The sequence below is a fragment of the Bifidobacterium simiiventris genome (assembly GCF_019331715.1).
Lineage (GTDB): Bacteria > Actinomycetota > Actinomycetes > Actinomycetales > Bifidobacteriaceae > Bifidobacterium > Bifidobacterium simiiventris.
Window position 1 is genome coordinate 1 of the sequence record NZ_JAHBBG010000007.1, and the last position, 18,482, is coordinate 18,482.

Annotated in this window: 15 protein-coding genes and 1 pseudogene; 9 read left to right on the forward strand and 7 right to left on the reverse strand. The window is 61.6% G+C overall.

What is annotated here, in order from left to right; translation table 11 throughout:
• The 3 genes and pseudogenes from KIH76_RS07595 to KIH76_RS07605 form a co-directional block, all read left to right on the forward strand.
• Positions 1–188 (forward strand): annotated as a pseudogene (locus KIH76_RS07595) (hypothetical protein); the annotation flags it as partial.
• Between the two features lie 334 nt (positions 189–522).
• Positions 523–876, forward strand: coding sequence for a hypothetical protein (locus tag KIH76_RS07600; RefSeq protein WP_219070099.1), 354 nt, complete (start codon positions 523–525; stop codon positions 874–876).
• Positions 843–2,267 (forward strand): ATP-binding protein, encoded by a 1,425-nt coding sequence (locus KIH76_RS07605; protein ID WP_214374164.1) that lies wholly within the window; start codon positions 843–845, stop codon positions 2,265–2,267. Before KIH76_RS07600 ends, KIH76_RS07605 begins: the two co-directional genes overlap by 34 nt.
• Positions 2,268–2,557: 290 nt before the next feature.
• Here the strand turns inward: KIH76_RS07605 and KIH76_RS07610 are convergent, their stop codons facing one another.
• The gene (locus KIH76_RS07610; protein ID WP_214374163.1) at positions 2,558–3,922 is read right to left on the reverse strand and encodes an ATP-binding protein; all 1,365 of its coding nucleotides are present in this window, start codon (positions 3,920–3,922) and stop codon (positions 2,558–2,560) included.
• 143 nt (positions 3,923–4,065) lie between these two features.
• On the opposite strand from KIH76_RS07610, the gene KIH76_RS07615 reads away from it, so the two are divergent.
• A complete protein-coding gene (locus KIH76_RS07615) occupies positions 4,066–4,665 on the forward strand; it encodes a DUF4143 domain-containing protein (protein ID WP_214374162.1) in 600 nt (199 codons plus the stop codon).
• Positions 4,666–4,802: 137 nt separating this feature from the next.
• The gene (locus KIH76_RS11575; RefSeq protein WP_236036902.1) at positions 4,803–5,144 is read left to right on the forward strand and encodes a hypothetical protein; all 342 of its coding nucleotides are present in this window, start codon (positions 4,803–4,805) and stop codon (positions 5,142–5,144) included.
• Positions 5,145–5,579: 435 nt separating this feature from the next.
• On the opposite strand, the gene KIH76_RS07625 is transcribed toward KIH76_RS11575, so the two are convergent.
• Positions 5,580–6,782: an ATP-binding protein gene (locus KIH76_RS07625; protein ID WP_214374161.1), complete on the reverse strand. Its 1,203-nt coding sequence runs from the start codon at positions 6,780–6,782 to the stop codon at positions 5,580–5,582.
• A 479-nt stretch (positions 6,783–7,261) separates the two neighbouring features.
• On the reverse strand, positions 7,262–7,774 hold the full coding sequence (locus KIH76_RS07630) for an Hsp20/alpha crystallin family protein (RefSeq protein WP_219070101.1): 513 nt from the start codon (positions 7,772–7,774) through the stop codon (positions 7,262–7,264).
• Positions 7,775–8,081: 307 nt separating this feature from the next.
• On the opposite strand from KIH76_RS07630, the gene KIH76_RS07635 reads away from it, so the two are divergent.
• Complete coding sequence (locus tag KIH76_RS07635; RefSeq protein WP_219070103.1) at positions 8,082–8,510, forward strand: hypothetical protein; 429 nt, start codon at positions 8,082–8,084, stop codon at positions 8,508–8,510.
• Between the two features lie 158 nt (positions 8,511–8,668).
• On the opposite strand, the gene KIH76_RS07640 is transcribed toward KIH76_RS07635, so the two are convergent.
• From KIH76_RS07640 to KIH76_RS07655, 4 genes are all read right to left on the reverse strand, one after another.
• Positions 8,669–9,646 (reverse strand): aldo/keto reductase, encoded by a 978-nt coding sequence (locus tag KIH76_RS07640; RefSeq protein WP_219070104.1) that lies wholly within the window; start codon positions 9,644–9,646, stop codon positions 8,669–8,671.
• A gap of 252 nt (positions 9,647–9,898) precedes the next feature.
• Positions 9,899–10,681, reverse strand: a complete 783-nt coding sequence (locus KIH76_RS07645) for a hypothetical protein (protein WP_214374173.1) — start codon at positions 10,679–10,681, stop codon at positions 9,899–9,901.
• A gap of 1 nt (position 10,682) precedes the next feature.
• Entirely contained in the window at positions 10,683–11,918 is a 1,236-nt protein-coding gene (locus KIH76_RS07650; protein WP_214374157.1) for an NUDIX hydrolase, read from the reverse strand.
• 201 nt (positions 11,919–12,119) lie between these two features.
• Entirely contained in the window at positions 12,120–14,357 is a 2,238-nt protein-coding gene (locus KIH76_RS07655; RefSeq protein WP_214374156.1) for an RNA degradosome polyphosphate kinase, read from the reverse strand.
• Between the two features lie 1,287 nt (positions 14,358–15,644).
• Here KIH76_RS07655 and KIH76_RS07660 point away from each other — a divergent pair.
• The 3 genes from KIH76_RS07660 (at position 15,645) to KIH76_RS07670 (ending at position 18,380) form a co-directional block, all read left to right on the forward strand.
• Complete coding sequence (locus KIH76_RS07660; protein ID WP_219070106.1) at positions 15,645–16,589, forward strand: CpaE-like family protein; 945 nt, start codon at positions 15,645–15,647, stop codon at positions 16,587–16,589.
• Positions 16,586–17,611 carry a TadA family conjugal transfer-associated ATPase gene (locus tag KIH76_RS07665; protein ID WP_219070108.1) on the forward strand — a complete coding sequence of 342 codons (1,026 nt, stop codon included), beginning with the start codon at positions 16,586–16,588 and terminating at the stop codon, positions 17,609–17,611. Before KIH76_RS07660 ends, KIH76_RS07665 begins: the two co-directional genes overlap by 4 nt.
• Positions 17,612–17,708: 97 nt before the next feature.
• The gene (locus KIH76_RS07670; RefSeq protein WP_236036903.1) at positions 17,709–18,380 is read left to right on the forward strand and encodes a type II secretion system F family protein; all 672 of its coding nucleotides are present in this window, start codon (positions 17,709–17,711) and stop codon (positions 18,378–18,380) included.
• The last annotated feature ends 102 nt before the right edge of the window (positions 18,381–18,482 follow it).

Here is an 18,482-nt window from a genome sequence, read left to right on the forward strand (position 1 = left end):
ACCGCAACGACTTCAAAGGACTCGCGGAACTCGCCAAAGACCCCCGATTCCACCGCGGATACCTCATCTACACCGGCAATACGATCATGAAATGGACCGGCAACCTATGGGCACTGCCCGTCACCGCGCTATGGGACCCGACGGCCTTTCTCGATGCATCTTATCCCGTTCTGAACGTTGAGTCATAAAGCTATTTCGGCTCCGGATGAACGGCATTTTAGTCCATTTCAGCGTGTGGCGAGAAGTGAACGCCGGCCCGTCCTGCCCGGATGGGTTTCCTGAGTTGGCCGACACAAGAAGCCCGGCGTAAAGCTCGGCCTTCTTCTCTGCCGAACAGATTATGGTTTGAGGTCGCCGTCTGCAGCGAGGGATTCCAGGAGGTTGAGGTGTCGTATGCCGTTCTTCTGGCCCGGCAAAACAAATATTCACCCGTGGCTCGGATCGTTGCCGTGTCGTGCGGCAGACCGCGGAATCGTTGTGTCGCGAATACGCGGCGATACGGGACGGGGAGGAACGGTAGTCATGAACGTCATGGTCATGCCGGCCGCCATGCCGCGGCTGGACTCGCGTCTGTCGTTCGACGGGCTGACGCTGCCGGATGATGGCATCGGCCTGTTCGATTTCCCTCCGTCGTTGGACGATTGGGTGTGCGACAAGAAGGTCTGCCAGTATTTCAATGCCGGCGACGAGGCCGAGACCTGCGGCGCGGACCCGGAATACTTCATCCGCGCCAGTCATTGCTGGGACCCGGGATGCCACGAAGCGCACACCTGGTACTACTGCCTGCGAATATATTACATATTTAGTATGATACTTACAAGTATCATACTAATGGAGGTCTTATGTTTGTCGGGCGCGAGCATGAACTGTCGGTGATGCAGAATTTGTGGGAACGGGATGATTTCCAGATGCTCGTGGTGTACGGGCGCCGGCGCGTAGGCAAGACGGCGTTGTTGGACGAGTTCGCACGCGGGCGGGATACGTTGATGTTCACGGCGCGGCAACAGACATCCGCCGCGAATTTAAGGGATTTCTCTCGCGAAATATACCGTTTTTTCGGAGAACCGGCGTCACGCCCAGCGTTCGAGCTGTGGCAGGATGCGTTTGACTTCGTTGCAGACAAGGTTCGTCAGAATAGCTCACGACGCATTCTGCTCGTGTTTGACGAGTTCCCTTACGCGGCGATGAACGAGAAGGCGTTGCCGTCGATTCTGCAGGTGGCCATTGACCACGGTTTTCAGAACGCCAATATGATGATGGTGCTATGCGGCAGCAACGAGGGATTCATGGAAAGCGAGGTTCTCGGCTATAAGAGTCCGCTGTATGGTCGCAGGACGGCGCAAATGCGCGTCAAACCGTTTGACGTGTTTGACACGGCGCGCATGATCTCATTCGCCTCACCCGAGGATATTGTCCGATACTATGCCACGCTTGGAGGAACGCCATACTACCTCAAGCAGCTTCACGCAGACCGGTCGTACGAGGAGAACATCTCACGCCTCGCATTCGATACCAGTGGTTTGCTGTATGAGGAACCGTTGATGCTGCTGAGACAGGAGCTGCGCGATATCGCCGTATACAATTCGGTTATGGATGCCATTGGTTCGGGAGCCACACGTCAAAACGACATCGCCGGCAAGGCTGGCCTGGTCTCGTCATCATCGGCCAGCAAATATCTGAGCGTCCTGTCGGATCTTGGCCTCATCAAGAGGAACGTGCCGTTCGGAGAGGATGCAGCTCATTCCCGCAAAGGGTTGTGGTCGTTTGCAGATCCGTTTTTCGCGTTCTGGTACCGGTTCGTCGGGCCGAACACGGACCGCATCGAGCGCGGAGACGGCGATCTCGTCCTGTCGGATATATCCGGCCCGGCCCTGGACACGTACGTCGGCCAGCAATACGAAACCGTGTGCGGGCAATGGCTTGTACGTGCCAATCGGAAGGGACTTCTGCCGTTCCGAGCAACGACGTTCGGCAAATGGTGGGGCACCGATCCGATCGCCCGCGAACAGACTGACATCGACGCGATCGCCGCCAATCAGCAGGATAAGACGATCATGCTTGGCGAATGCAAATGGAAGAACAATCTCGACGTCGCCCAAACCATCACAACGCTCCGCTCACGCGCCGGGCTCATTCCCGGGTACGACAATCGGTATTACGCGCTCTTCGTCAAAACGGACGAACTCGCCCGGGCCGCCCGTTCACGCAACGAATCGAATCTCACCGTATGGTCGGCAAGAGACATGCTTGACGGAACGCTCGACTGACGGCGCCCCGGTTACCCGGTTAGCCGTCTCCATCCTGGAAGAAGCAGCAACGAATCGCTGAACTCGTCCGGCGGCACCGCCTCGGAGAAAAACACAAACTTGACACGCCACCTGCCCGCGCGTCGCGCGCTCCCGTCGCTCACCCGGCCCCCGTCAGCCAGCCAAGCGTTGCAACGATCACTAGAACCCGCCGTAGAAGGCTGTTGTGCCGAGGCCCACTAGGCCGAGCAAGCCGGTGGTTGTCGCTGCGTTGCCGATTGGAGCGTGCAAAGCAGCCCGCCATCGGCTTTTCACAGACAGTGTGCCATATACAGCGGTATGCGTATGCGTTCGCCGTCGACCTCCATTTGGCGTGGGTGGATCACGTATTCCTTGCCGAGTCGTTTGTTGCCGTAGAGTGCGCGGAATTTGTCGAGGGAGGACGTGCCGTATCGTTTGGTGGATTTGACCTCGACGGGGCTGATGCGCGGTTTCATGGCGGCGTTGTCGTATTCGCGCACGATGAGGAAGTCGATCTCCATCGTTTTGGCCGCGTCCTCGCGGTTGTTGCGTGAGAAGAAGTGGAGTGCGCGGCCGTTCGATCGGAACTGCTGGGCGACGGCGTTCTCGGTGAACATGCCTTCGTTGATCGCGAGCTTGCCGAACAGGATGTCTCGGTAGACGTTGTCCGGCGTGGTCTCGCGGTCGGCGAACATCTGCGAGACCAGTAGGCCGGTGTCGGCCATGTAGCATTTGAACGACGCGTTGTTCGCGTACAGGCCGAGCCCGACCGTCGGATCGGTCGAGTTGCGGCAGATGTTCACCAGTCGCGCGTCCTCGAGCCAGAAGAACGCGGCGTCGTATTCGCGCATGCGCGCGTCCGCGTTGACGGACGCGAGCGTGAACCGTTTCTCGTGTTTGGACAGTTGCCCGGGGATCTGCGCGAAGATGCCGCGCACGCGTCCCGCGTCGCCGCCGGCGAACTTGCCGATGTCGTCGCTGTACAGGCGCAGGATGCCGCGTTTGATGTCGTCCGCTTCGCCGAAGTCGCGGTGTTCGACGTATGCGGCGACGGCCTGCGGCATGCCGCCGACCAACAGGTATTCGCGCCATAGGCGCATCGCGCGCTTGTGCAGCGCGTCCGGCAAGGGGGAGAGCGTGTCGAACGCGATGCGGATGGCGTCGGCGAGGAGTTCCTCGTCCATGGCCCAGCAGAACTCCTCGAAGTCGAGCGGTTCCATGTTGAGCTTGCGCTCCTCGGAGGGGATGACGATGCCGGTCACGTTCTGTTTGATCGAGATCAGCGATCCGGTCTCCACGTAGTCGTACCGGCCGTCGGCCACGAGGTACTTGATGAGCTCGCGCGCCGGAGGATACTGCTGCACCTCGTCGAAGATGATGAGCGACTCCCGGGGGAACAGTCTGGTGCGGTAGTACGTGGACAGCATGAGGAAGAACGTGTCGAGATCGTCGCGTTGGTTCTCGAACAGGTCACGCACGTCGCGCGGCAGACGGGCGAAATCGACGAGGATGTGTGACCGGTACTGCGTGCGTCCGAACTCCTCGACGATGGTGCTCTTGCCCACTCGCCTCGCGCCCTCGACCAGCAGCGCCTCGCGGCCGTTCGCTTTGTGTTTCCAAGCGATGAGCTTGTCGAGCATCCTGCGCCTGAGCATCGCAACCACACTCCTTACACGAAATCGACGACATACGGATCTCTCATTTTACACGAAATCAACGGTATAGGTAGTGCCAAAAATACACGAAATCAACGGTCTGGGATGCGACATGATATGAAAGACCACGCTGATGATGGTATTTGTGGGACGCAGACAGCGACAATGATGCAAATCTGATTGTTGTATTGACTGGTTCGTTGCCGTTGCGCGATGATCGGGATCGCTGGCTTGCGTATATGAATGACGCGATTATCGGTCCGAGCATTCTCAACGATGTGATCGGACTGGAACGCATTACCAAACCTGCGCTCATGAAGGCATTGCTCTCGCTTGGTTCGGCATATTCGGCGCAGGAACTCTCCTACCGCAAAATCATGGGTCAACTCGATGATGTGGGCAATACGACGACCATCGCCCATTACCTTGACGTGCTTTCCGATGCGGGGCTGCTTACCGGAGTGCAGAAGTACAGTGACAAGACCATCAAGCGACGTGCATCCTCGCCGAGGCTGGCGGTGCATGACACTTCGCTGATGACCGTGTCCTATGGACCGACCCGGGATATGCTGCTGACTGATCACAACAAGCGGGGACATCTGGTCGAGAGTGCTGTGGACGCGTACCTGCTGCGTCGGTCTATCAGTGAGGGGTTCGGCGTCAGCCGGTCGGCTTACTGCAGCGAGACGATCGGGCCCCGTCCTGGATGGTGTAGCGGGGCGGCAGCTCGCCGTGCAGCATGAAGCGCTTCGTCTCCATCACCGGCATGCGGCGGGCCATCGGGTCGCGCAGGTACGGGATGTGGATCTGCTCGCGTTTGGGATAGTATTCGTTGACGATGCGGCTGCCGGTCGCATCAGTGACCGTGCAGTGACGACAGATGTTTATGAATTTTTATGATTTTTGTAGAACCGGTGTCGCAAGCGCGTTGGTGCGTCTGGGCGACACGGTGCACGGGCCGGAATTGGATGGCTTGTCGCCCGTCGACAAGACGTATTTGCTCGCTATGGCGCAGGACAACGGCCCCTCTTCTACGTCATCCATCGCGCAACGCATGGGCAAGGACGTTCGCTATGCCAGCCGGTACCGTGCTCGGCTGTTGGAGGCTCAGGTCATCGTGGAACGCGGATACGGCAGGGTTGATTTTGCCGTGCCGTATTTGCGCGAATACCTGCGCGAGCACGCTGCGTACGTGAGAATGACCTCGTCTGAGACTGACTGAATGGTCCTATCGCGATCCGATCGTCGTCACCTATCTGAACCTGTGCGCAAGGTTCGGTCGTTATGTTTGGCACGCCTGAAACGAAGCCGTTTTGCCGGTATGTTGGTGAATTGCCCGGTGGATTGGAGTGCTGGAGAGATGCCGTTATGGGGGTTATTGCCGAGTTTTTCGCAAAGATAACCCCCATAACTAGGTATTGATCCATTGCTGGGAAGGGGTGCTGCCATTCCTTTCCCGAGCAACCAAAACGGTCTGACTTTCAGCTCGGAAAACTAGTCCGGGCAGGACGGGCCGGCGTCCGCTTCTCACCACACGCTGAAGTGGACTAAAACCAGCCGCTTATCCGGGCGCCTTCCATACGCTCAACCCGAGGTCGAGTCCGCCGCATTTGTGAGTATGAAGAGTATGATGCGGTTGTAGACATGGTGGAAGCCGCTACTGGCGGTTTTGGAGCAGCCAGTCGATGATGTTGATCTGACGTATGCCGGCGTGGTTGCCGTTGCCGATGCGATCCATGGTCAGCAGGGTTTTCGGATGGTTATCGTTGATGGTTTGCAGGGGCCGCAGCTCTCGGGCCAGGGTACTTTCATCCATCACGGTGAGCGATACCTGATAATAGTGGTCGCCTTCCGGATCGGGCGTGTAGAAGTCGACTTCCGTGGACCCGACCTTGCCGATGTGTACGGTCTTGTACCGGCGCAACAGTTCAAGATAGATCACGTTCTCGATCCGATGTCCAAGGTCGCCGGAGGTTTTGCCGAGAAACCAGAAGCGAAATCCGGGGTCTCCCAGATAGTACTTTTCCAAGGTCTTGAGATAGGCCTTGCCTTTGATGTCGTACCGGTCGGCGCGGAACAGCAGGTAGTTCTCCCGCAGTGCGGCGATGTACTCACCGATCGTGGTGGGCGATATGCTGGGTCGTATCTGTCGCATCGCGTCGGCTATGCCTTTGATCGAGGTGATGTTGCCGGCGTTGTCGGCGAGGAACGATGCGACGTCGTTGAACGCGGCCATGTTGATCTTTGCATGGCGTCGGGCGATGTCCTTGACGAGGATCGTGTTGAACACCCCGCCCAGATAGTCGGCGATCGCCTGATCGTCGTTCAATGTCGCCGCATAGGGCAGTCCGCCGTAGAGCAGGTATCGTTCGAAGGATCGTTCTGCCGATTCGTTCTCCGGGCGTGTAGTTCGGTATTCGCGGAACGAGAGCGGCAGCATGCGCAGCTCCACGTATCGTCCGGTCAGCAGCGTCGCCAGCTCGCTGGACAGCAGATCCGCATTCGATCCGGTGATGTACAGATCAACGTCATCGCGTACGTACAGTCCGTCCACGCATTTCTCGAAATCCCGGACGTGCTGGATCTCGTCGAGGAACACGTAGTTGGTTCCGCCTTGTGCAAGCCGGGAGACGATGTAATCGTAAAGTGGCCGCGCCTGCGTCGGATACTTCTCCGCCATGCTTTCGAAATTGATCGAGATGATATGATCGGCTGGCACTCCTTCCGTGGCAAGTCGATCCCGATACAGTTTCAGCACGGTGGATTTGCCACAGCGGCGCAGTCCTGTGACGACTTTGATGACGTCTTTGCCTCGCCAGCGTTCCAGCCAGCGCATGTAATCAGGACGTTCAATGCGCATGCGCTTTCCCCTCCTTTGCCGAAAGTTCTCAGTTAAGTGGCATCTTTATGATAGATATAAAATTCTATCAGTTGATTGGGATAAGTCAATATATTTTATTAGTTTTGTAATGTAGAAAACATAGGGGGCTGTTGGCTGATGCTTAATATCTGACCGGTTTATGCCGCAAAGTGTGATTTGGGAGAGGCCATTCTTACGCATGTGGCATGCTTGCGTAGGCGCGGCACGGCGAACCGCTGCCCGTCGCCGCACTATGGAGTCGGCGGCTTTTCTCGACGAACTTCACGCGTGTATTCAATAGAAAGCGGGCAAAATACGCAAGATGACCGACAAAAATAGGCGGTAGACAGTTGATGATGACCGTCTGCCGCCTATTTCTTAATAAGGCTTGGCTGTGTTTCCCGTCGTCTGGCGGACTCCGCGGATGTTGGCGCGGGCAATATTCGTCAGACGGCGGAACCTAGCTTAATGAAGGGATATCAGCCTTCGATCGCGATCTGGTGCTTGGCTTCGACCTGCGGCTGGGCCTGCATCTTCGGAACCTGAATGCACAGCGTGCCGTTCTTGTAGCTGGCGTGAATGTCGGATTCCTTCACGTCCTCGCCGACGTAGAAGCTACGCGAGCAGGTGCCCATGTAGCGTTCGCGACGCAGCCACTTGCCCTCGTCGGAAGCGCAAGCGCACTTGCTGTCCTCACTGTTCTGCTGACCCGCAGCCTCCGGGCCGTGATCCTCGTGCTCGCCGCTGCGAGTCGCGGACACGGTCAGATAGCCGTTGTTCAGCTCGAGCTTGATGTCGTCCTTCTTGAAGCCCGGCATATCGATGTCCACGTCATACGCCTTGTCCGTCTCGCGCACATCCGTCGACATCATGTTCGCCGGCATCACGGCCGCCGCCGAACCATTATCCGTGTTGCGCCAACCCTCGAAGAACGGATCGTCGAACAGATCGGAGAACATCGTGTCATTCATCAAAGCCGGAAACATTGCCATAATCGGTACTCCTTACAAAAGCTGCATGGAGTGGAGCGGTTTGGCTCGCCGGAGCCTCCTCGGAATCCGCCTTGCGGGTCGTTCCGACTCGGCCTGCCGGCTATCGTCGCCGTTCCCGGAACCCCTTCCGGAGCTCCTGCCTTGTCCTTTCACCTCACACAATAGGCGTTCGGCGGAGGATGTTCCCGAGTTTTACCCACAGTGAAAAACTTGAGTGCGTGTCACTCAAGTTTTGCGTGCCGGTGAGGGTTGCCGGTCGGGTTGCGTATGCTGGAATCGGCAGAATACCAAGGATAAGGAGACCGGAATGACGCCGATTGAATTGGCGACGAGGCGGCGGGTGACCGGACTGACATCCGGCGAGTTCGCTCGGCTGTTCGTGACGTTGGAGCGCAAGGTCGACGGCGAATCCGCGCAGTGGGATGCGGCCGACGTGGAATCGTGGGAGATCGTCGGCCCGCCGGTGACCGCAGACCCGCACATCATCGAAACGCTCGGCGCGGCCAACGAGTTCGTCGCCGCGCTGGCGAAACGGTTGTACCGCATGATCATGCCCGCCGAGGAAGGCGCGGTGGTCACCGTGTTTCCCGACGACGCGACGTTCTGGGCCGACCAGCCCGACCTCGGTGGCATCCCGCACGCACTATGGAACATCGCCGCGTTACAGGCGATCGAATGGGTCAAGAACGAGACGGGCGTGGTGCTGACGCTCGACTCGCGCTCTCCGCTGGTGTGAGCGGTTGGTGAGAGCGACGAAAACGGCGAGAGTGGCTGCGGATCGCCGATGATGCGGCGCGCTTGTGGTTGTCGCGGCCTGACCGTGGTCGGTCAGGTAGCGGAAGACGCCTCTTGCGTTGATCCGTGATCGTGCGGCTGACGGATGCGGATCGGTGATCAGTGACCGGTTTCGAGATTGAGCCAGGCGGCCTGATCGGCGGTGAGCTCGATCTCGGTGGCGGCGGCGTTGGCGTCGATGATTGCGGGGGAGGAGCACGACGCAAGCGCGAACAGGTTCATGCCCTGATGCAGCGCCCATGCGATCGCGATCTGCGGCACGGTCGCATGCAACCGTTTTGCAAGGATCTCCGCACGATGCAAACGTTCGAGATTATCGTCGTACAGGAATCCCTCGCGGGCCGCACCGTCCAGCAGACGCTTCGCGGCGGCGCGGTCATCGGAACGAAACCGGCCGGACATCAGACCGCGGCCAAGCACCGAAAACGCGAACACTGGCATCCCGGTCTGCCTATACCACGCGCGGTCTGCCGCGTGTTCCGGCCCGGCGATCGTCTCGCCCACGCCCATCCACGGATTGCGTTCCTGCACGGCCAGACTGAAGTTCGGCGACGACACCGCGATCTGCTGCAAATCATGCAAACGCGCGTATTCATTCGCCTCGTGAATGCGCGCCACCGTCCAATTCGATACGCCGAACGCACGAATCTCGCCCGCCCGGCAGTGTTCGTTCAGCCACTCCACGATCTCGCCGGCCGGCACCCGCGGATCGTCGCGGTGCAGCAGATACACGTCGATGTACGGCGTGCGCAACTGTTCCAACGATTGCGCCAAGTCTGCATCCAGATCGCGTTTCGTCACGCGGTCGACCACACGCCCGTCGCGCATCGCCGGATGACAGCCCTTCGTCTCGATGATGAGTCGGTCTCGGTCGCCGCGCCGCTCCAGCCAACGGCCGAGCTGATCCTGCGCGTGCCCATACTCCTTCGCGCAGTCGAACACATTGATGCCGGCTTCGACCGCATGGTCAAGCAACGCGGACGGGTCGCCATTGCCGTCCAGAAACATGCCGAACGCCGTGCCGAATACGACGCGCGATGCCGGAACGGAGACGCCGGGGATGGATCCATATTGCATGCGAGCCGCCTTTCCTCACTGATCGATCGGGCTTTGCGACCACTGTAGCGCGGAGTTGCGAACGAGGGAGGCGGCGCGGGTAATCTCTCGCCGGCAACGAGAATCGAAAGTGAAGCGCCGAACCGTGAAAGCGCCTGTCGGCGCAAAGGCCGCTCGCAGCGGCAAAAAATGGAGCCCGGGGCTATGCACGGCCCGACGCGAGTATTCAGTATAGCGGGTGGGCGGCATTATCGATGTTGGTGTGTTGGGGCGCTACTCGAGCTTGCCGCGCCGCCACAGGTTCGCGCCGTGACGGAAATCGCGCGACGTGACCATCAGGTTGCTTGCGGTATGCAGCATCCGCGCGGCCCTGGTCGCCGGATGCGCGGATCGGGCCGTGGCGTCCGCCGCGTGGGCGTCCGTCGTCGGTCGATCGTCGGCGTCATGCTCTGTCGCGATCGCGCGTCCGTCGTGCATCTTGGCGGAAGCGTTCAGTCGTTTCGCCTCAACGCGCAATCCCAGCGCGACCACATCGGTGAATGCAGCCGCACGCTCCAACGCCACCGCGAAATCACCCACGAACGCGCCCGCCAGAATCGAATCCGCCGTTCGCGCGATATCGTCTTCGGTCGGCGCATCGTCCACGCCAGCGATCGCCGAAGCCGCCGTGGCCACCGGCTCGCCGAGCCGCCACAGCCGCGCGATCGCCGTATCCTGCTTGCGCATCCACGTGCGCAGCAGATACAGCCGCCACAGAATCCCGGGCAGCGAATCCGGCTCGGCATGGCTCCACAGTTCCGCGATCAGATCGATGCCCTCGTGGTCGACCAGCGTGAGCACGCGAGAAACGACCTCAGGATCGGCCGTGTGATGCACGCGATCAAGCAGTGCCGCCGCCGAGGTGTGGCTGATCTCGCTGATCACGCTCGGATCGGCGCCGCCCGCGATGCCCGCGACGATGGCCGGATCGAGCTGGCCCGGACGGTTCGGGCGCGGCGAACCGGTGGGCGTGAACGCGGTGCGGCTCGCGACGATCGAGCCGGAACCCTGATGCAAGCTAGTAGACAAGTGGCGAAACCTTCTGAATATCGATGATGCGCGGCCCCTCGGGCGAGGAGACGACAAACAACGATACCGCAGTGCCGGTCGGCATGTACGGCGTTTTCGCAATGAGCCGTTTGGCGAGCTGTTTCGACGCGCACAGTTCGCGCAGATGCTCGAACATGCCGCCGATCACCGGCCGATGCATGCACACTGCCACGGTTTCCCGGTGTTTCAGCGCGTAATCGACCTCTTCGAGGAAGCAGCGCCACGCTCGCTCGCCGTCCTCGGCATACGCGTCCTCGGTGAGTGCGTCCAGATGCACCATCGGACGGTTCGTCTGCCACGAGAACACGTGCAGCGTTTCGAGGCAGCGCATCCATGGCGACGTGGCGAGGCGCGTCGGGTTGTAGCAGGCCAGCTCGCGGTTGAGCGCGTACGCGGCGGCGGCCCCGCGTGGCGTGATCGGCCGGTTCTCGTCGGTGCCGTTCCACGTCTTGCGCGCCTCGGCCTTCGCGTGGCGCACGATGATCACGTTCTGCGCGTCCGCCGCGCCTTCCTGCACGCGGTCGACGAACAGCGCGAGCACGTCCTTGTCGGTCGAATGGGAGAGGATCTTGCGCGCCTCGGTGATCGACACCCAAAGGATGTCGTCAATTTCGCCGATGTCGGCGCGACGCACCGGGCCGAACGCGTCGATGAGCTGCTCCGCCTCGACGTCTTCCACCGGCGTGGCCATCCAGTACAGAATATGCTTCGTATCGACCGTGCGGTCCTTGGAATGACGGGTTTTGCTGCCTTCCTCGGCCAGCGGGTACTCGATCTCGCCCAAGTACGGGCCAAGCTCGATCGACATGCCGGTTTCCTCGCCGACCTCGCGCACGGCCGCGTGGCGATGCGATTCGTTGAGCTCGAGCTTGCCTTTCGGCCAGCTCCAGTCGTCGTATTTCGGCCGGTGGACGATGCAGACCTCGATGCGGTCGAGCAGATCGGCGATGCGGTCGGATTCGGGCTGGTCGGGGAGTGCGGCGGTGTCGGAACGGCCGTGCCTGGTCGTCGATGTCGCGGATGCGGCGGACGGCGATGCTGCCGTTGTGGTTGACGATGCGTCGATGTCGTGTGCGCCCTGCGCGGCGGCCTGCGTCGCGGACGGTGCGACCGGCTCCGTAGTCTGTGTGGTTTGCGTGGTTTGGGGAGCGATGCGGTAGAGGATACCTCCGGCCGCTTCCACAATGCGTCTCACTTTGCCCATCCTCCCATTGTATGGCCGTGCGTCAACGGATCGCGAGACGAGTCCGTCGCTTCGATCGCTACGTAGCGTGCTCCGAAACGACGATGGCCGACCCCGTCGTGGGATCGGCCATCGGACATCATTGAATTGTTAGCGCGAACAATCTTAGCACGCCGTGCAATGCGCGTGGTGCAACGCCGCGTACGTTTCGTGCCAAGCGCGTCAGTTGTTCGTGCGCGGACGACGCGTGTGCTTCTTGATGAGCAGTTCCTGGCTGTCGGCCAAGAGGCTGCCGTCCTCGGCGTGGGAGACGTGCAGATACGTGCCGTCCGGCTGCATGTGCCACGACGCGATCGTATCGGACATCTGCAGGTCGACGTACTTGATGAGCTCATCCACCTGCTCCGGGGCGGTGATGCGCACGAGCGCCTCGACACGGCGGTCGAGGTTGCGGTGCATCAGATCGGCCGAACCGATCCACACCTCCGGGCCGGACATCGGGCCTTCGCCGATCTGCGGGCCGTCCGAGTTGCAGAACGCGTAGATGCGGCTGTGCTCGAGGAATCGGCCGAGGATCGAACGCACGCGGATGTTGTCGCTCAGTCCCGGAACGCCGGGCTTGAGAGCGCAGATGCCGCGCTCGACGATGTCGATCTTCACGCCGGCCTGGCTGGCACGGTAGAGCGCGTCGATGGTCTTCTCGTCAACGATCGAGTTGACCTTGATCTTGATCCACGCCTCCTTGCCGGCGCGTGCGGCATCCTCCTCGCGGCGGATGCGCTGGATCAGGCCGGAGCGGATCGTACGCGGCGCGACCAGAAGACGGTGGAAGCTGGACTTCGGCGCGTAGCCGGACAGCTGGTTGAACAGACGGGTCAGATCCTGGCCGACGACCGGATCGCAGGTCAGCAGGCCCAGATCGGTGTACAGACGTGCGGTCTTCGGGTTGTAGTTGCCCGTACCGACGTGGCAGTAACGGCGCAGGCCGTCCTGCTCCTGACGCACGACGAGGCTGAGCTTGCAGTGCGTCTTGAGGCCGACGATGCCGTAGACCACGTGCACGCCCGCGCGTTCGAGCTTGCGCGCCCACATGATGTTCGCGTCCTCGTCGAAGCGGGCCTTGATCTCGACCAGCGCAAGGACCTGCTTGCCGGCGTGCGCCGCATCGACCAGCGCGTCGATGATCGGCGAGTTCGAGCTGGTGCGGTACAGCGTCTGCTTGATGGCTAGAACCTTAGGATCCGCCGCAGCCTGTGCCAGAAAGGCCTGAACCGACGTAGAAAACGAGTCGTACGGGTGATGCAGCAGGATGTCGCGCTCGCGGATGGCGGCGAAGATGTCCTGCGCGCGGCTCGACTCGACCTCGGCGATCTGTCGGTTCGTGGTCGGGATGAACGGCGAGTACTTGAGATCCGGGCGATCGAGGCTCTGCAGCTCGAACAGCAGCTTCATGTCGAGCGGCGCGGGCAGACGGTAGACCTCGTCCGCGCTCACGCCGAGCTGGTCGGCGAGCAGCTGGGAGAGGAACGGGCTGGTCGCGTCGGAGATCTCGAGACGGATCGGCGGCCCGAAACGACGGCGCAGCAGCTCCTTCTCCATCGCGTTGAGCAGGTTCTCGGCGTCGTCTTCCTCGACGTCGATGTCCTCGTTGCGGGTGACGCGGAACGAGCGCGCTTCCTTGATGATCATGCCCGGGAACAGGGATTCCAGGTGGGCGATGATGAGGTTCTCCATCGTGATGAAGCCGTAACGAACCTCGGCGGAGTCGTCCTCGGTCATGTCGTCGACCGGCACGAGACGGTTGAGGTTGCCCGGGATCTTCACGCGGGCGAAGTGCGACTTGCCGGAGGTCGGGTTCTCGACCAGCACCGCGAGGTTGATCGAGTTGCCGGAGATGTACGGGAACGGGTGGGCCGGGTCGACGGCGAGCGGCGTGAGGACCGGGAAGACCTGCTGGCGGTAGTAACGCGAGAGACGTTCCTGCTCGGCGGCGGTGAGCTTGTCCCAGCTCAGCAGCACGATGCGTTCGTTGGCGAGGGCCGGCAGGATGTGGTCGATCACGTAGTGCGCGTGCTCGTCCTGCAGACGATGGGCCTGATCGCTAATCGCGCGCAGCTGCTGACGCGGGCTCAGGCCGCTGGCGGACGGGACGGCGATGCCGGAGTTGATGCGGCGCTTCAAACCGGCGACGCGCACCATGAAGAACTCATCGAGGTTGGATGCGAAGATCGCGGCGAAGTTGGCGCGTTCGAGGATCGGCTGATCCTCGTCCTCGGCGAGCTCGAGGACGCGCTTGTTGAACTTGAGCCAGCTCAGCTCGCGGTCGAAGAAGCGGTCCGGCGGCAACGGCTGCTCGTCAGGACGCGCTTCGCGACGGTCGTTCTTGTCCGTTTCCGCGATATGTTCCGCGATCTGGCTGCGGAGTATCGCCTTTGAAGGTGCGTCAAATATCTGTGCCATACTGCCCTACTTTATGCGTTCGAATGTGCGCAACGCGAGAATATGTCTCATAATTCAACGGGCGTTCACGTTCGGCTCGCCGCGGCGGCTGCGGGACGCGGAGGTTCGCGGGTACGTGGCGGGAAACGCCCTTCGACACAGGTTGAGCGAGCGTTCCCCGCCACGCGCGGGCGGTTGTGCGACACGCCGCGCGGACATGCGAAACGAACAATATGGCACAGGTATCCGGTTCGAAGCGCGCACAGTCGCGCATTATTGCGGTCGGTGGATGTGCGATCGACCATTTCGGCAAAAAAACGAACATGATGTGCTTGCGGATTGCATGCCGAGCGGGCCGCGACTAGATTATGGAAGTACCAAAAGAACTGAACAGAGCAGAGCCCACAATGAGTGTATGGTCGCATAAGACTGTTACGTTGAACGGGCATTGGAAAGACTTACCGTTATGACGATGATGTTGTGCAGAGATTCTGCTCCAGCTGCTTTTGGAGAAAAGGCCCGCTTCGGCGGGCCTTTTCGTGTTTCGGGGCAGATGTCGCGCCGTGCGGATCAGGGCTCCCGGGCTTGCGGTCGGTTTGAGGGGTGAGAGTGGCCGTATGCCCGGGAGGTTGGTTGGCAGTTAGTTCTGTTCCCGGGCTTGCGGCCGGTTTGGGGGTTTGGGGCGGCCGTAAGCCCGGGAGCTTGCCTGGGAATCGGTTCGGTTCCCGGGCTTACGGTCGGTTTCGGGGTTCGTGGCGGCCGTATGCCCGGGTGCCCGTCTGGAAGTGGGTTCCGTTCCCGGGCTTACGCCCGGTTTCGGGCGTGGATACGGCCGTATGCCCGGGTGTTTGGTCGGAATCCGGTTCTCCTCCCCGGGCTTACGCCCGGTTTGAGGTGCGAAACCGGCCGTATGCCCGGAAGGGATGGTCTGAAAGAGGGCGGCAGCGGAGAGGATGGCGGAGGCTGGAAGGGGATGCCGGGGGCGGAAGGGGATGAGGGGGGGGATCCGGAAGTGGATGACGGGGTGGTTCGGGGTGTCAAGGTGTCTCGGGAGAGGATGCCCGGAGTTGCTTTGAAGGGGGCATGGCCGAGGAGGAGAATGGCCCCGGGGCGGCGGAATGCCGCGGAGGACCACTTCCTATTGACCGGATACAGAGGCATATGGCTCCGATATGGCCGAAATGTGGATAACCGGATATTGTCCACAAAAAATGTGGATAACACGCCGGGGTGTGGATAACCCATACCTTTCGACCACATACCCCGTTCTGGCTGGACTCCCGCGTGCGGATACGGTTCAATCGGCGCATGGACACTGCAACGCAACCTCGGTACTACACGCCATCCGCCCAGCCGTCGTATCGGCATCGGCCGGAAGAGCGTCACGCGGAAACGATCGCCGCAGCACGGCCCCAGCCGGCATACGGTCGCGACGGGCCGCCCGGATTGCCATCTGGGGTCTCAGTCGCCACGACATGCCATAACATCGTCGTGTGCACCGCGGCAAGCGGAGGCATCGGTCTGAGCGCACTCGCGGCCATCGTCTCACGGCGGTTGGCCGAGCGGGAACTGCCGTGTGCGTTGGTCGACGTCGATTTCGGCGCCGGGGGAATCGACGTGCTGCTCGGTATCGAAGGCGAGTCGGGCACGCGCTTCGAATCGCTCGATGCGCCGCTCGGGCAGATCGACGGTAAGGCGCTCGGTCGCGATCTGCCGGTCTGGGACGGCGTGCATGTGCTTGCCAGCAATCCGTGGAACGGCGCCGCTCCCGACTGGTGGCAGACACAGGCGGCCATACGTGCGCTGGCTGATACGAACCGTGCGGTCGTCGTGGATGCCGGTCGCGGGGAACTGATCGATACGATGCCGGAACTGGGTGCGGCGGCGCAGCTTGTGCTGGCTGAATTGTCGGTGCTTGGTCTGGCTCGTGCGAAACGCCATATCCGCAGGCTTCAACAAGGTGCGAACATCGAAGCCGACGACGCGCGAGGCGAGCGAGACGTCGGTCGGCGGCGGATGATGGTCGTTGGTGCGCAGCCGCATGGCACTTCTCGTCTTGCCGACGCGGTCTCACTGGATGACGCTGAAGAGTATTTGGGCGTACCTGTCGCAGGATGCGTGCGCGCGAACCCAAAACTGTGTTCCGATGTGCTGTCGGGGCTGGGCATCGGCGCATTGAACCGCAGCGGTCGACGCGTGGCCGATGGCATATGCGATTGGATCGACGGCCTGCTTGCGGGGGCGTCGTCATGACGACGCTGACGTTCGGCCCATTGGCATGGATCGTGGACGATCCGGAGGTGACCGATGTCACCGTGACCTGCGAGGGGATGGTGTGGGCGGATCGAGGTGACGGTCTGCGCGAGTGCCGTCTGCCGATCCCGTTCCGGTCGCCGCAGACCGTACGCGACTATGCGGTGCAACTGTGCGCTCAGCTTGGCCGCCGGTTGGACGACGCATGTCCGATCGCGGACGCATCGTCGGTGGACGGGCTGCGTGTACACGCCGTGATCGCGCCGATCGTGCCACACGGCGCGGCCATATCGATTCGTTTGCCACCGCGCTCGCCGCCGACGTTGGAATCCCTATGTGCCAACGGCATGATGCCGCCCATGTGGCTGCCGATATTGCGGACGCTGATGACTCGCCGTGCGACGATGCTGGTGACCGGTGGCACCGGAGCCGGCAAGACTACGCTGCTGAAGGCGTTGCTCGGGCTGTGCTCGGCGGACGAACGCATCGTCACCGTCGAGGAGGTGCGTGAACTGGGTGCGATCGGTGCGGGCAATCGCGTGTCGCTGGTCGCGCGCGAGGCCAATGTGGAAGGCGCCGGCGCGATCGGCCTTCCGGAGCTGGTCAAGGCCACGTTGCGCATGCGGCCCGACCGTGTGGTGCTCGGCGAATGCCGTGGCGAGGAGATCGCCGATCTGCTGCGCGCGTTCAACTCCGGGCATCGCGGTGGGTTGGTGACACTGCATGCCGACGATGTGTCGCGTGTGCCGATGCGCTTGGCCTCGCTTGGTCTTCTTGCGGGATTGCCGGTGGATGCCACGGCCATGCTCGCGCGTGACGCGTTTGACGTGGTGTTTCACGTGAAACGTGGCAATGGCGGGCGACGGCATATCGGCCAGATCGGCCGGTTGGTCGCTGCCGCCGACGGCAGGCGGGGCGGGGAATGCCCATTGGCGGGCGAGGTGATCGCGGTCTGGGATGGTGCGGGGCAGCCGATGGCCGGTCCAGGGTGGCCGGACTTTGCGCGTCGTTGGCTGCATTGAACCGTCCGGATTGAATCGTCCGGTTCGGCACAGTGGCCGGAACCGTCGGCCACTTCGGCACATGCCGTAAGACCTTGCACGAAAGAAAGGTGCCGTCATGATCGGTATGTATGCCACGTTGGCCGTGTTCACCGCGGTCGCCTGTACGGCAATGGTCGCCTGTCCGCATCGTCCTGCCCGCCGTCGTCTCTGGGATCTTGATAAGCCTGTGCAAGCTGGTGCCGGAACGTCTGCGGCGCGTCATAAGCCGCGCGTCGGCGTCGCCGCTGTAATCGCGGCCGCTTGTGCCTCGATGCGTAGCGGGGCGACGATGGAACAGGCCTTCGCACGGCAGTTGGACGAGAGCGCGCCGTCGACGCCGTTGACCGAATCCCGCATACGTGCCGTTCTCGCGCAACGAGCGATGCCCAAGGAGCGGGAACGGCAGATCGCGCGCGTCGCATCGGACATCGTCGCCGCGAGCCGGGTCAGCGCCGAGCTGGGATGCCCCGCCGTGCAGTGCCTGGAAGCGGTCGGCGCCGCATACCGCAGGACGCGGCTGCTGGACGATCTGCGCGCACAGGCGTTCGCCGTGCCACAGGCCACCGTAAAACTGCTGTCCGTGTTGCCTGCCGCCACCATCGTGTTCGGCGAACTGCTCGGCGCACGGCCTCTGGGCTTCCTCTTCGGCTCGCCGCAGGGGTTGCTGTGCCTGGGGTTGGGAATGGCCTGTTATGGGGGAGGCATGATATGGATGCGCGCGATCCTGCGTGATATGGGAGGTGATTGACATGTGGTACGCGCTGGCGGCGGCGATATGCGCATGTGCGATCGCATGGTGGGGAGTCGGCTGGCGTGCCGGTGCCGTCGCGTCTCGGTTGAAGTCGGAGGG